Source organism: Gymnodinialimonas sp. (assembly GCF_059726805.1).
Window position 1 is genome coordinate 2,846,819 of record NZ_AP041059.1, and the last position, 14,518, is coordinate 2,861,336.

The following is a 14,518-nucleotide window of genomic DNA, read 5'->3' on the forward strand; positions in this document are numbered from 1 at the left end:
AGGATCGCGATGGTGGCTTCACGCTTTGAATGGAGATCCTTGATGCCCCTTATCAACAAACTGATCTGGCATATCGAGACCCAGCTGGAGGACGAGCTGACACTGGAGGTTCTGGCGCGCCGCTGCGCCGTGAACGTCCACCACATGTGCCGGGCGTTCCAATTGGGCACCGGGCTGTCGGTGATGGCCTATGTGCGGGCGCGGCGGTTGAGCCGGGCGGCCCATGTGCTGGCGGGCGGCGAGGCCGACATCCTCACCACCGCGCTGGAGGCGGGCTACGGATCTCATGAGGCGTTCACGCGGGCCTTCCGCGCCTACACGGGGGTCCTGCCCCGCGAGGTGAAGGGGGCGCGCGACCTTTCAAACCTGAAACTGATGGAGCCTTTAGAGATGGACAAAAGCATGATCGTAGACGTGGCAGCGCCCGAGTTCCGAGAGCACGGGGCGTTCCGTGTGGTGGGCATGGGCGCGGAGGTGCGCGGGTTCGACATCAGCGCGATCCCCAGCCTGTGGCAACGCTTTGCCGTTCAATATCAGACCCTTGGCGCGAGTGGAGAGACATATGGCGTCAGCTATGACATCGGCGAAGCGGGCGATTTCCGCTATATCGCCGGGATGGAATGGCCCGACGTGCCGGAGGGGATGGAAGCGGTGGAGATCCCCGCCGCCCGCTACGCGGTCTTCACCCATGAGGGTCATATCGGGGACCTGCCGAAGACGATTTATTCGGTGTGGAACAAGGCCCTGCCCGACGCCGGGCTGGAGCCTGCCCTGACGCCGGAGTTCGAGCGGTATGACGAGCGGTTCGACGCCATCGCCGGGCGCGGTGTGGTGGAGTTCTGGGTGCCGCTGGCGTGAGGTCTTGGGCGTGGCGCACGGGGTGTGCCGCGCTTTGCTCCGGTAGCTGGCGGGTTGGAGCGCCGGGTGGACAAGGGTTTTGTACTGGCGCTAGGGTCATTTGTGTCGCTGAACCAAGACCTTGAACCTCTTCTGGACGTTGTGAAACGGACCGACCCCAGCTTTGCCACGGTCGATCCGGGGGTGATTGCTGCGCATGGGGAGGTGGCTCGCAGGTACGCGTCGGAGGGCGCGACGGAGCGGTTTTTGCTGGCGGCGATGCGCCTTTTGGCGCTGGCGGGCAATGGCCACACTCGGGTGATCCCGAATGACGCCATTGAGGTCCTGCCGCTGCGGTTTGTGAGCTACGGGACGTCGGCTTTTTTGACCAAGACGTCCGCCCCATTCGCGGAATTTGCGCCCTGTAGGCTGATCGCCATAAACGGTGTTCCCGTGGAAAGGATCGAGCGCGAAAGCGCGGGCCTTTTGGCGGGAACAAGACAGAGACAGCGCGTGATAGGACCGCTTCTGTTTGCCTGGCCCGCGGCTTTGGCTGATTTGGGTTTTGGGTCGAGCAGCAAGGAGACTCGGTATCTGTTGCAAAGGTCCGACGGGACACCGGCGGAGATCACGGTGGCGCACGGCGATGCTGTACCGGCGTCCGAGTTCTATCCGAGGAATGAGCACGGCCAGGTGGATCCTGTGTGGCATTTCAAGGGATTTGCGGAGATCTTCGATTGCGCCGAGACGGGCTTCGCGTTGAAGCTGCCGAGCTTCTTTGATGCCGACAGAAGCGCTTTTCCCGAAGCGATCAATAAGGCCACCGCCTGGGTTCAGGCCCGCCGCGACGAGGTCCTATTGGTGGATGTCAGGGGCAACACCGGGGGCGATTTCCTTCTGACGATGCCGTTGATCGATGCCATTACGGACACAGCGCGGCGACGGGGCTGCGCGGTGCTGATCGATAAGTTCACCTTCTCGGCGGCAATTGTCTTTGTCGCGATCTTGAAGCATCGGCTGGGTGCCAAGCTGACGATCATCGGGGAAGACATGGGCGACGGGCTTCGGTTTTTTGCCGAAGGGGGGCTCATCGAATTGCCCTGCAGCGGCGCATTCGTGCGTTATTCGACCGCGCTGCATGATTGGGAAACGGGATCGGTGGATCCTACGACGCCGCCGGAGATCGCGCGTCAGATTGTGCCGGTCGGCAGGTTGGACATTGATCGGGAATGGGTGTCGACGCCCTTCGATAGAGCGCCGCAAGATGTCGTGTATCGCAGGCTGATTGACGACCTGGGTTAGCGCCGGCGGCGGTGGCGGGCAGAGCCGCCCTCGCCGCTTGGGGCGCAAACCGCCCCTCCTCGCTTGCGCTCCTCGCAGCGGTTTTTAGTGCGGCTGCACGCCCGGCAGGAAGACATCCTGGTCGCGGTAGAGCAGCGACACGCCGTCCTTGAAGACGTGGACCTTTTCGGGGGCTGCGGCGAGTTTCACGGAAGTACCACGCAGGTTCTTGTGGATGCCCGCGAGTTTGCCGATGACGGGCTCATGATCCGGTGCGGATTTCTCGAAATAGAGGAGCGTGACTTCGCCGAGCGCCTCTGTGATCTCCACATTGGCCTGGAAGGCGAAATCGGAAGCGTCGGTTTCGACCATATCCTCGGGGCGGATGCCGACCTCGACCACGGCGCCCATGTCGGCGTCGGTGGAGGGGTAGTTGGAGGTGATGGTGCCGCCGCCTTCGTTCATTTCCAGCGTCGTGACCGCGCCGGTGCCGACGATCTTGCCGCCCAGAAGGTTCATGGCCGGCGAGCCGATGAACTTGGCCACGAAGGTGGAATTTGGACGCTCGTAGAGCTCCAACGGAGAGCCCACTTGCGCCACGCCACCGCCCGCGAGGACCACGATGCGGGAGGCGAGCGTCATCGCTTCGACCTGATCGTGGGTGACGTAGATCATCGTCGAATCCGGCATCTCTTCCTTGAGCTGCGCGATCTGGATGCGGGTGGCGACGCGCAGGCTGGCGTCGAGGTTGGAGAGCGGCTCATCAAACAGGTAGACCTTGGGGTCGCGCACGATGGAGCGGCCGATGGCAACGCGCTGGCGCTGACCGCCAGAGAGCGCCTTGGGCAGACGGTCGAGGAAGTTTTCCAGCTGCAGCTTTTCGGCGGCCGCCTTCACCTTCTGATCGATCAGATCGGGGCTGTCGCCCGCGATTTTCAGGGCGAAGGCCATGTTGTCGCGCACGGTCATATGCGGATAGAGCGCGTAGGATTGGAACACCATGGCGATGCCGCGTTCGGACGGGGGGACATCGTTGACGACCTGGTCGTCGATCACCAATTCGCCGCCGGTGATCTTTTCGAGCCCCGCGATCATCCGCAGAAGCGTGGACTTGCCGCAGCCCGAGGGGCCGACGAAGACGATCAGCTCGCCCTGGTCGATATCAAGATTGATATCGCGCAGGACTTGCACGGTGCCGCCGTAGGTCTTTTCGACATCGGTGAGTTTGAGGTTTGCCATCCGTCTATCTCCCTAATGACCGACACGCAGCGCGAGGGCTGGCTGCCATGGGCCGAGGTGTAGTTTTCCATCCGGCGCGGGGCCGGTCGATCCGAGTTCTTGTCCGATTTGCACCCAGTTTCCGGGGGGCGCGTCGATGGCCGCAGGTTCGCCCGAGAGGTTGATCGCGATGAACAGCGTCTCGTCGTCCTGGGTGCGGGTGAAATGCAGGATATCGCCCGAGGCCGTGACGTCCGCGTGGGCGCCTTTGACCAGCGCCTTGTGGGCGTGGCGGAAGGCGATGGCGCGGCGGTAATGGTGCAGGAGCGAGCCGGGATCGGCCTCTTGCGCGGCGACGGATTGGGCGAGGTGTTCGTGGCTGACGGGCAGCCAGGGCTGGCCTTCGGAGAAGCCGCCGTTCTGGTTGGACGGCTCCCACACCATCGGCGTGCGGCAGCCGTCGCGGCCCTTGAACTCGGGCCAGAACTCGATCCCGTAGGGGTCTTGCAGGGCGTCGAACGGCACATCGGCCTCGTGCAGGCCCAACTCTTCGCCCTGGTAAAGGCAGAGCGAGCCGCGCAGGCACATCATTAACGTCGTTAACGCTTTCGCGCCCGCCGGGCTGAGATCCCAGCGCGAGGCGTGGCGCATGACGTCGTGGTTGGAGAAGGCCAGGCACGCCCATCCGTCCGGGGCCTTGTCGTCGATGCGGCCCAACACGTCAGCGAAACGCGCGGCTGTGGGGCGTTCTTTCGACAGGAATTCAAACGAATAGCACATGTGGACCATGTCATCGCCCGCCGTGTACTGGCCCATGATCTCCAGCCCGAACTGGGCGTCTCCGACCTCTCCTACGGCAGTCGCCGCCGGGTATTCATCCAGCACCGCGCGGAAGCGTTTGAGGAACGCCAGGTTCTCGGGCTGGTTCTTGGAATAGAGGTGCAGCTGGTGGTTATAGGGGTTCACCGAGGGCGCGATGGTGTCATCGCGCTGGTCCTTGGGGAGGGCTGGATTGGAGCGCAGCTCATCATCGTGGAAGTAGAAGTTGATCGTGTCGAGGCGGAAGCCATCGACGCCGCGATCCAGCCAGAAGCGGACGACATCCAGAAGCGCGTCCTGCACCGCGTCGCAGTGGAAGTTGAGGTCGGGCTGGGTGGTCAGGAAGTTGTGCAGGTAATATTGCTCGCGCCGGGCGTCCCATTGCCAGGCGGAGCCGCCGAAGATCGAGAGCCAGTTGTTGGGCGGCGTGCCGTCCTCTTTCGGCTCGGCCCAGACGTACCAATCGGCCTTGTCGTTGGTGCGATCCGCGCGGGATTCCGCAAACCACGGGTGCGCGTCGGAGGTGTGGGACAGGACGAGGTCGATCATCACCTTGAGGCCCAGGGTATGGGCTGTCTCGATCAACACGTCGAAATCGCTGAGCGAGCCGAACATCGGGTCGACGTCGCAGTAATCGCTGACGTCGTAGCCGAAGTCTTTCATGGGCGAGGTGAAAAAGGGCGAGATCCAGATCGCATCCACGCCAAGGCTTTGGATATGCGACAGGCGCTGGGTGATGCCGTTGAGGTCGCCGATCCCGTCGCCGTTGCTGTCCTGATAGCTGCGCGGATAGATCTGGTAGATCACCGCGCCGCGCCACCAATCGGCATCGGCGGCCAGGATCTGGTCTTGGGACAAGGTCTGATGAGCGGTCATGGGCAAGATACTCTTTACTTCACGGAGCCGGCCAGAAGACCGCGCACGAGGTAGCGTTGCATGGAGAAGAACACGAGCAAGGGGATCGCGATGGACACGAACGCCGCCGTCGCAAGGATACCCCAATCACCGCCGCGCGAGCCCAGAAGATCGTCTGCGATCTTCACGGTCATCACCTGGGCGTCGCCGGTAGAGGGCAAGAACACCTTGGCCACCAGGAGGTCATTCCAGGTCCAGAGGAACTGGAAGATCGCGAAGGAGGCGAGCGCCGGGAAGGACAGCGGCAGGATGATCTTGGTGAAGATCTGGAAGTCCGTCGCGCCATCGACCTTGGCGGATTCGATGATGTCGCGTGGCAGGCCGACCATGTAGTTGCGCAAGAGATAGATCGCGAGCGGGAGGCCGAAGCCTGTGTGGGCTAACCATATACCGAGGAACGATTGCCCGATGCCGATCTGGTTGTGCAGATTGAGCAGTGGCACGAGGGCCAGTTGCAGCGGTACCACCAGAAGGCCGACGACGCAGGCGATCAAAAGCCCCCTGCCCGGGAAATCCATCCAGGCCAGCGCATAGGCCGCGAAGGCTGCGATGAGGATCGGGATGATCGTTGCCGGGATCGTCACGGTTAACGTGTTGATGAAGTTTCGGAAAATTCCCGCCTCTTCAAACAGAAGCTCTCCGAAACTGGCGCCTGCCGCGATTTCCTGGGCGCGGTCATCCTCATCCAGGCCAGTCAGGACCTCGGCGTAATTGCCCAAGGTGAAATCCGGCGGGGTTTCGGCAAGGAAGTACAGCCTGGGGCCCCGGTCATCGATGGGTTCCGGCGAGGTGTAGACGTAGGAGCCGTCGGCATTCACCACGACGGTGCCGCCATCGCGGTTCTCCACCGTTTCGCCTGCGGGGAAGGCTCCGGGCTCACGCCCGCGTAGACCGAAGGCCGCGATGGAGTTTTCGCCCGAGGTGAATTGATCCTGCACCTCGCCGGTCTCGAAAATGTTGCCCTGGGCGACGTAGAGATCGCCGTCCTGGGTCGGCGCATCATCGGCGCGGGTGCGGTAGGTCAGTTCGACCGAGAACGGCGCCTGCCACCAGCCCGAGGCGCTGATCTGATCGCGGTCCCGGAACGAGGAGACGAAGAGGCCCACGGTCGGGATCAGCCACAACAGCACGATCAGGAACACGGCCACATTGGTGACGATGGAGAGGCCAGACTTTTGCCCTGCAATGTTATCCATTTTAACGCATCTCCTTGCGGGCTTGTACGATGTTCCAGATCATCACCGGCAGAACCACCAGCATGATCACGAAGGCCACGGCGGTCGCCTGCCCGTCATCGCGGAACATGAAATCCATCATGAAGGACGGCAGAATCTCGGTCCCGAAGTTGCCGCCGGTCATCGTGTAGACGATGTCGAAAACCTTCAGGACAAGGATGGTGATCGTGGTCCAGACCACGACAATGGTGCCGATGATCTGAGGCACCTTGATCTTGAAGAACACCTGGAACGGGTTGGCGCCGTCGATGATCGCGGCCTCGATGGTTTCCTCGGGCACGCCGCGCAGGGCGGCCGACAGGATCACCATGGCAAAGCCCGTTTGGATCCAGATCAGGATGACCATCAGCAGGAAGTTGTTCCAGAACGGGATTTGCAGCGGGTCCACCGGGGTGCCGCCCATTGAGGTGCGGATCGCGTTGATGATGCCAAGGTCGGGGTCTTGCGCGTAGACGAACTTCCAGATCAGCGAGGCGCCCACAAAGGAAATCGCCATCGGCATGAAGATGATCGACTTGGCGATGTTGCCCCAGGTCAGCTTGTCGGTGAGCTGCGCGATCAGAAGGCCCATGAAGGTCGACAGCGCCGGCACGAACAACGCCCAGAGGATGTTGTTGAGGAAGGCGGTGCGGAAATCAGGGTTGTTGAACAGGCGCACATAGTTGCCCGCGCCCACGAACTCGGTGCCCGAGCGGTCGTACATCGACCGGAAGAAAGAGCCCACGACGGGGTACATCAGGTAGAGGCCAAGGGCGAAGACCGCCGGGAACAGGAACACCCAGGGGCGGATCTGGTTGGCGCGGTTGATGTTGCGGCCCGCGTTGGGACCGCGCGCGGGGAACAGCACCTTATCGAGGAACAGGTTGGCGAAGTAGAAGTAGCCCACACACCCGCCGACGCCGATGACGATGGTGATGATGCCTTGAATGACTGGCGACATGCGCGCGCCCTCCCCCCGAAGAATGATGTGGGCCGTGACGTGGCGCCCAGACGGGTCTGCGTTGAGACCGGGTGTTTTGGCCACCCGGCCCGCGCAATGGCGGGCCGGAGGCAGTCTTTCAGATCAATGGCTTACTGGATTTCGGCCCAACGGTCCTGGATGCGACCCGCCACGGAAGCGGCGTCTTCGCCACCGACGTAGTCGACCATGCCGGACCAGAAGATGCCCTGGCCGATCTCGGACGGCATCAGGTCGGATGCGTCAAAGCGGAAGGTCGTGGCCCCCAGAAGGATGTCGTTCATCTGACGCAGAGTGTCAGAGGCGAAGAGATCGCTATTCACGCCCTGGTGCGGTGTCAGGAAGCCGGATTGTGCCATCCAGACCTCGTGGCTGATTTCCGTCTGCAGGAAGGCCATGAACGCCTGTGCGGCTTCACTGTTAGAGGTGATGCCGAAGAGCGTACCGGCGCCCAGGACCGGGGAGCCGAGGTCTTCGCCCTCGAACGCGGGGAAGTAGAAGAAGTCGCTGTCCGCATCTTCAGGGAAGAAAGTCGGGATGAACGACGCCTGGCGGTGCATGTAGCATTCCGCCGGGAAGGTGAAGAGGCCCAGGGGGCTTTCGCGGAAGTCGGTGGAGGCCACGGCTTCCACGCCGCCGTTCACATAGTCGCCGTTGCGCGCGAAGGTGCCGAAGGTCTCGATCGCGTTGATCACCTCGGGGGCGTTGAACGGCATCTCGTTGGAAACCCAGGCGTCATAGACGTCGGGCGATTGGGTGCGCAGCATGATGTCCTCGACCCAGTCGGTCGCGGGCCAGCCCGTTGCACCGCCGGAACCCAAGCCGATGCACCACGGCGTCTCGCCGTCGGCCACGATCTGGTCGTTCAGCGCCAGCAGGTCTTCCATGGTCTCGGGCACGTCATAGCCCGCCTCGTCAAAGGCCTCGGGCGAGTACCAGACCAGCGATTTCAGGTCGACCTTGTAGAAGAAACCGTAAAGCGCCTCGTTCCCGTCGGCGTCCGCAGCGGTGCCAAGGGATACCCAGCTTTCGCCCGCGGCGTAGTTCTCACGGACCCAATCGGCGGTCTCGGGCGCCAGCGGAGTCAGGAAGCCGCGCGCGGCCAGGTCCGTCATCAGGCCGGGCTGCGGGAAGACGGCAATGTTGGGGGCAGAGCCCGCCTGGGTCGCCACGACGATGTCGGTCTCGAAGCTGTCAGAGCCGGAGTACTGGACGGTCGCGCCGGTGGCGGACTCGAAGTAGTCAAGCACAGCGTTTACCAGTTCCGCGTCGTCGCCGGTCCAGGGACCGGTCATCGTCAGCTCTTGACCGGACAGGTCATAGGCGTCGGCGTAGGCGGTGTAGCTGTCCCAGTTGAAATCACCCTCGCCCACGGGGAAGATGTGGTTGATGTGCCCATCGGCCAGTGCGCCGCTTGCGGACAGAGCCAGCGCGGCGGCGCTGGCCAGGTAAATCTTCTTCATTGGTGACCTCCCAGTCATTTGCCGCGCGCCGGCGCTTTGGTGCACCCGGCCGCGGCCGTCTTTCTATTCAGGTCCCGGCGCGCGTTTTTCAAAGCGCTTTGGGGTGGCGGCACCCTTGCGCATGCAACCATCCCTGTCAATCCATCTCTGACGTTTCTTGTAAATCAACTGAAATTCCTTTGTCGCACTTTACCCGCGTCAATATTCACCCTTTGACATCCGCGCGTCCCTTTGCGTAACTTTCGCCGAACTTCTAAGCGCTTTGGACCTCGCCGCACCATGAACCTTCGGGAATTGTCCGAGTCTCTCGGGCTAAGCCAAACCACTGTCAGCCGCGCGTTGAACGGCTACCCCGAGGTGCGGGAAGCCACACGCCTGCGCGTGCAGGAGGCGGCGAAGGCGGCGAATTACTCGCCCAACGCCCGCGCCCGCAGGCTGGCCACGGGCCGCGCCATGTCCATCGGCCACGTCATGCCCTTGAATGGACGCGAAGAATTGGTGAACCCGATCTTCGCAGACTTCATCGCCGGGGCGGGCGAGGTCTATGCGCGCGAGGGCTATGACCTGCTGTTGTCGATGGTCCCGGTCGAGGGGGCCGAGGCCGCGTATCGCCAGATGGCGGCCAATGCCTCGGTCGATGCGGTGATGGTGCAGGCGCCCACCTTGGACGACCCCCGCGTGCCTCTTCTACAAGAGTTGGGCCTGCCGTTTCTGGTCCATGGCCGGACCGCGTCGCCGGGCGCCTACAGCTGGCTCGACGTGGCCAACGTCCGCGCGTTTCGCCGCGCGACGGATCTGCTTCTGGACCTCGGGCACCGCCGAATCGCCCTTTTGAACGGGCAAGAGACGCTCGACTTCGCGCTGCGGCGTCGGCGCGGGTTTGAAGAGGCGATGGCGGCCCGGGGCGTGCCGGTGCAGCCCGATTTCATGCATTCCGACGTGATGACCGAGCAATATGGCTACCGCACCGCTTGCGCCCTGCTGGACCGGGACGATGCGCCGACCGCGTTCGCCGTCTCCTCGATCATCCCCGCCATTGGCATCCGCCGCGCGGCGGGCGAGCGCGGGCTGCGCACGGGCCGCGATATCTCGATCATCTGCCACGACGATGTGCTGAGCTATATGGACAACGACGGCATTAATGCGCCCGAGGGGCCTGCGTTTACCGCCACAAGATCCTCGATTCGCGCGGCAGGCCAGCGCTGTGCCGAGATCCTTCTGGCCCTGATCGACGATCCCAACCAGCCGCCGATCCAGGAGCTTTGGGAAACCGATCTGACACTCGGCCGCTCGACCGGACCCGCGCCCATACGTTAACGCCGTTAAGGAACCCCACCGATGAACTTCACACGCGCCGACTTCCCCGACGGCTTCCGCTTCGGGGTCGCCACCTCTGCCTACCAGATCGAAGGCCATGCCCAGGGCGGCGCGGGCCTGACCCACTGGGACAGCTTCGCCGGAACCCCCGGCAATGTCGTGCGGTTCGAGGACGGCGCCTTGGCCTGTGACCACCTGAACCGGATGGACGAAGATCTGGACCTTATCGCGGGCCTGGGCGCGGATGTGTACCGTTTTTCAGCGTCTTGGGCACGGGTCATGCCCGAAGGGCGTGGGCCAGTGAATGCGGAAGGGCTCGATTTCTATGACCGCCTGGTGGACGGGCTGCTGGCGCGCGGCATCGACCCTGCGGTGACGCTTTACCATTGGGAACTGCCGCAGCCGCTGGCCGATGAAGGGGGCTGGCGCAATGCCGACATGCCCAATTGGTTCGCCGATTACACCGAGGCCGTGATGGGCCGCATCGGCGACCGCACCTGGTCCGCCGCGCCGATCAATGAGCCGTGGTGCGTCAGCTGGCTGTCGCATTTTGAGGGGCACCACGCGCCGGGCCTGCGCGACATCCGCGCCACGGCCCGCGCGATGCACCACGTTCTGTTGTCCCACGGGCGCAGCATTCAGGCGATGAAGGCTTTGGGCGTGAAGAACCTGGGCGCGGTGTGCAATTTTGAATGGTCGACCCCGGCCTCGGACAGCGCGGCGGATGTTGCCGCCGCGGGGCGGTATGATGCGATTTACAATCGGTTTTTCCTAGGCGGGCTGTTCAAGGGAGAATACCCGGCGGAGGTGTTGGAGGGGTTGGAGCCGCACCTGCCCCAGGGCTGGCAGGACGACTTTGCCACGATCCAATCCCCGCTCGATTGGGCGGGGCTGAACTACTACACGCGCAAGCGGATTTCGGCGACGGATGAGCCCTGGCCCGCCTACGCCTACGCCGACACCCAGGGCCCGCTCACCGATATGGGATGGGAGATACATCCCGAGGGCTTGCGTGATTTCCTGACCCGCACGGCGCGCGAATACACCGGCGACCTGCCGCTTTACGTGACCGAGAATGGCATGGCCTCGGCCACCACGCCGGACCCGGACCGGATCGCCTACCTCACCGATCACCTGCGCAATGTTCAGGCCGCCGTGGCCGAGGGCGCGCCCGTCGCGGGCTATTACGTCTGGTCGCTGATGGACAATTATGAGTGGGCGCTGGGGTACGAGAAACGCTTTGGCCTGGTCCATGTGGACTTCGAGACCTTGGCAAGGACGCCCAAAGCGTCCTATCACGCGTTAGCCGATTGGTGGCGTTAACGCCGTTAAGGAATTGAATATGGTCCCCGCAGCCCTTTCGCTGGTCGCCGATATCGGCGGCACCAACACGCGCGTGGCCCTGGCCAACGCCACCAGCGTCCGTGTGGACAGCGTGCGGCGCTATCGCAACGCTGAGTTCGATGGCATCGGCTCGGTCATTGCGCAGTATCTGGCCGACAGTGGCCAGGATGATACTTGGATTACAGGCGTTTGCGTCGCCATGGCGGGGCCTGTCCATGACGGTGTCGGCACGCTGACAAACCTGGATTGGCGCATCGACAAGGCGGTTCTGGCCGAGGCTTTGACCGCCGAGCGGGTGGCGGTTCTGAACGATCTGCAAGCCCAGGGCCATGCGATTGGCAACATCGCGGCGGCCGATCTGGCCGAGGTCTTGCCGCAGCCGCCCGCGACGGATCTGGCCGCGAAACTGGTCATCGGCCTTGGGACGGGCTTCAACGCGTGCCCGGTCTTTGACACGGCAGGCGGGCGATTTGTGCCGCCGTCGGAAGCGGGCCACGTGAGCCTGCCGACCTCCATCGCGGAGTTGCATCCGCTGCTGAGCAAACTCTCGGACTCGGGCGGATACCCTTCCGTGGAAGAGGTCCTGTCGGGGCGTGGCGTAAGCCATCTACACGCCGCCCTTCACGGCGAAGTCATTGATCCCGCAGACATTTTGGCCCGCATCGGCGAGGGCGAGGCCCTGGCTTGCGACACCGGCGCGCTGTTTGTGAAGGTGTTGGGCGATGTCGCGGGCAACCTGGTGTTGTCGCATCTGCCCTTTGGCGGCGTGTTCCTTGTGGGCGGCGTGACGCGCGCGTTCGCGCCGCACCTTGCGCAGTTTGGGTTTGCGGAGGCGTTCCGGTCCAAGGGCCGATTCTCGGCCTTTATGGAGCAGTTCGGGGTCTCGGTGGTCAGCGACGATTACGCGGCGCTAACCGGCTGTGCGAGCCATTTGGCACGGGGCTGACGGCCCCTTTTTGGTCGACCCCTCCTCGCTATCGCACCCCGGGGGTGCGAACGCTCCTCGCAGCGTTATGCGACCTCGTGGCCGAGGGCGGCGGTGTAGACCTCGTACCAGTCCTGACGGTCGAGTGTCACTTTAAGAGCGTCTGACAAGCCGTTGATCCGATTGAGGTTGTTGGTCCCCATCACTGGCATGATCTGCGCCGGATGACGCAGCAACCAGGCCACCGCGACGGCGTCTGCGCCGACGCCGTGATCTACGCCGATCCGCTCCAGCACCGCGCGGACCGCCGCGCCGTCGTCGCCGAAAAGCGTGCCGCCGGCCAGCGGCGACCAGGCCATGATCGGTTGCGCGCGTTGCTGGTGGAAGGCCACGTCGCCGTTGGTGAAGGGCGTGTGGTGGAGGACGGAGGCCTCGATCTGGTTGGTGGCGAGCGGGGTCTGCATGGCCGATTGCAGCAGGTCCCAATCCCAGGGGCGGAAGTTGGAGGTGCCGACGGCGCGGACCTTGCCAGAGGCGACCAGAGCGTCGAGGCAGGCGCCTGTTTCCACGTGGTCCATGAGCGGATCCGGACGGTGGATCAGCAGCAGGTCGATGACGTCAATATTCATCAATTTCAATGACCTATCGACCGAAGCGGTGATGTACTCAGCGCTCGTGTCGTAGTATTTCACCCGCTTGTCAGAATGAATCCCGATGGGCGCCACGATATCGCATTTGGTCACGATCTCGATCTGATCGCGCAGCGCGGGGGCGGCTTTCAGGGCGTTGCCCAACAGCTCTTCCGCCGCGTAGCCGCCGTAGATGTCGGCCTGGTCCATGGTGGTGATGCCCTGGGCGAGGCAGGCCTCGACCTTGGCCTGCACGTGAGCAACCGAGGTATCTTGGTCATCGCCCAGACGCCACATGCCGTATACGATGCGGGACATGTCGACCCCGCCTACATTGACCCGGTTCATCGTCTCTCTCCCACGCCGAGGGGCGTTGCTGGTACCGAGGCCGGGACGCGTCCGTAAGCCTCTGGCATTGAACATGTTTTCAGCTCGGGCATGACCAGACGCCCGAAGTGTTTGCACTCATCCATATGCGGATAGCCCGAGAAGATGAAGGCGCGGATGCCCATCTTTTTGTAGTCCTCGATCTGGGTCAGGACCTGATCGGCGGAGCCCACAAGCGCCGCCCCGCAGCCCGAGCGGGCGCGGCCGATCCCGGTCCAGAGGTGCGGTTCGACATAGCCGAATTTATCGGCCAATTCCCGGGCCTTAGCCTGGTGCGACACGCCGAGCGACCCGCTGTCGAGGGCGCGTTCGCGGATGAGCTGGCCGTATTCGTCATCGAGCTTCGATGTCAGATGTTCGGCGTATTCCCGAGCCTCGGCCTCCGTGTCGCGCACGATCATGTGGACGCGCAGACCGTAATCCAAGGTTCTGCCATATTTTTCAGCGACTTGGTTGACGTCCTTCATCCTTTGCGCCAGCGCCTCCTTCGGCTCGGGCCACATCAGGTAAACGTCGCAGTGTTGGCCACAAAGCTCCAGCGCGGCGGGGGAGTAGCCGCCGAAGTAAAGAAGCGGCCCGCCGGTCTGATAGGGGCGCACGGGATCTGTAGTTAATCCTTGGAAATCATAGACTTCTCCGGTGTAGTTAATCTCGTCCCGGGTCCAGGCCTGCTTCAGGATTTCGACCACCTCGCGCGAGCGTTGGTAGCGATAGCCGCTTTCGGCCTTTTCGCCGGGGAAGTCGCTGGAAATAATGTTTACCGTTAAACGACCTTCCAGCATGTGGTCGAGGGTCGCGATGGGTGCGCGCCAGCATGATCGGCTGCATCTCGCCACAGCGCACGGCCGCCAACATGTTGATTTTGCTGGTAATTGGAGCGCATCCGGCGACGAACGACAGCGTGTCCTGACCCACCTGGTAAGACGAGGGGCAGAGGATATTGCGGAAGCCCTGCGCCTCAGCCTCTTTCACCAGGCCGCTGCAATGCTCCCAGGAGGATCGCAACTTGCCGTCCGGGACGCCCAGAAATTCATAGTCGTCCGAGCAAAGCGCCGCGAACCAGCTGACCTCCGCCGCGTCGAGATCTGCTGATGTGACCGGAACCACCGTCATGCGCGCGCCCTCCCTTGATCTTAGCACAGACAAGGCGTAGCAATCCAAACAGGGTATATCAATGGTATATCAATTTC

11 protein-coding genes and 1 pseudogene are annotated in these 14,518 nt (G+C 63.1%); 5 read left to right on the top strand and 7 right to left on the bottom strand.

Translation table 11 applies throughout. The features are described 5' to 3' along the window. Nucleotides 1-42: 42 nt before the first annotated feature. Together AC6I9R_RS13815 and AC6I9R_RS13820 are read left to right on the top strand one after the other, a co-directional pair. A complete protein-coding gene (locus AC6I9R_RS13815) occupies nucleotides 43-858 on the top strand; it encodes an AraC family transcriptional regulator (protein ID WP_461426144.1) in 816 nt (271 codons plus the stop codon). Between the two features lie 102 nt (nucleotides 859-960). Then, nucleotides 961-2,139: a S41 family peptidase gene (locus AC6I9R_RS13820; RefSeq protein ID WP_461426145.1), complete on the top strand. Its 1,179-nt coding sequence runs from the start codon at nucleotides 961-963 to the stop codon at nucleotides 2,137-2,139. An 84-nt stretch (nucleotides 2,140-2,223) separates the two neighbouring features. On the opposite strand, the gene AC6I9R_RS13825 is transcribed toward AC6I9R_RS13820, so the two are convergent. The 5 genes from AC6I9R_RS13825 to AC6I9R_RS13845 form a co-directional block, all read right to left on the bottom strand. Continuing rightward, complete coding sequence (locus AC6I9R_RS13825; protein ID WP_461426146.1) at nucleotides 2,224-3,357, bottom strand: ABC transporter ATP-binding protein; 1,134 nt, start codon at nucleotides 3,355-3,357, stop codon at nucleotides 2,224-2,226. A gap of 12 nt (nucleotides 3,358-3,369) precedes the next feature. Then, entirely contained in the window at nucleotides 3,370-5,031 is a 1,662-nt protein-coding gene (locus tag AC6I9R_RS13830) for an alpha-amylase family glycosyl hydrolase (RefSeq protein WP_461426147.1), read from the bottom strand. 14 nt (nucleotides 5,032-5,045) lie between these two features. Next, nucleotides 5,046-6,266 carry a carbohydrate ABC transporter permease gene (locus AC6I9R_RS13835; RefSeq protein ID WP_461426148.1) on the bottom strand — a complete coding sequence of 407 codons (1,221 nt, stop codon included), beginning with the start codon at nucleotides 6,264-6,266 and terminating at the stop codon, nucleotides 5,046-5,048. Nucleotide 6,267: 1 nt separating this feature from the next. Further along, entirely contained in the window at nucleotides 6,268-7,245 is a 978-nt protein-coding gene (locus AC6I9R_RS13840) for a carbohydrate ABC transporter permease (protein WP_461426149.1), read from the bottom strand. 131 nt (nucleotides 7,246-7,376) lie between these two features. Further along, entirely contained in the window at nucleotides 7,377-8,726 is a 1,350-nt protein-coding gene (locus AC6I9R_RS13845; RefSeq protein ID WP_461426150.1) for an ABC transporter substrate-binding protein, read from the bottom strand. 279 nt (nucleotides 8,727-9,005) lie between these two features. Here AC6I9R_RS13845 and AC6I9R_RS13850 point away from each other — a divergent pair, with 279 nt between their 5' ends. From AC6I9R_RS13850 to AC6I9R_RS13860, 3 genes are read left to right on the top strand one after another with little or no spacing between them, the layout of a single operon-like run. Continuing rightward, nucleotides 9,006-10,043: a substrate-binding domain-containing protein gene (locus AC6I9R_RS13850; RefSeq protein WP_461426151.1), complete on the top strand. Its 1,038-nt coding sequence runs from the start codon at nucleotides 9,006-9,008 to the stop codon at nucleotides 10,041-10,043. 21 nt (nucleotides 10,044-10,064) lie between these two features. Further along, a complete protein-coding gene (locus AC6I9R_RS13855; RefSeq protein WP_461426152.1) occupies nucleotides 10,065-11,366 on the top strand; it encodes a GH1 family beta-glucosidase in 1,302 nt (433 codons plus the stop codon). A 19-nt stretch (nucleotides 11,367-11,385) separates the two neighbouring features. After that, nucleotides 11,386-12,333 carry a glucokinase gene (locus AC6I9R_RS13860; protein ID WP_461426153.1) on the top strand — a complete coding sequence of 316 codons (948 nt, stop codon included), beginning with the start codon at nucleotides 11,386-11,388 and terminating at the stop codon, nucleotides 12,331-12,333. Between the two features lie 65 nt (nucleotides 12,334-12,398). On the opposite strand, the gene AC6I9R_RS13865 is transcribed toward AC6I9R_RS13860, so the two are convergent. Both AC6I9R_RS13865 and AC6I9R_RS13870 read right to left on the bottom strand, forming a co-directional pair. Continuing rightward, nucleotides 12,399-13,289 carry an aldo/keto reductase gene (locus tag AC6I9R_RS13865; RefSeq protein ID WP_461426154.1) on the bottom strand — a complete coding sequence of 297 codons (891 nt, stop codon included), beginning with the start codon at nucleotides 13,287-13,289 and terminating at the stop codon, nucleotides 12,399-12,401. Then, a pseudogene (locus AC6I9R_RS13870) lies at nucleotides 13,286-14,441 on the bottom strand (LLM class flavin-dependent oxidoreductase). Before AC6I9R_RS13870 ends, AC6I9R_RS13865 begins: the two are co-directional and overlap by 4 nt. Between the last annotated feature and the right edge of the window lie 77 nt (nucleotides 14,442-14,518).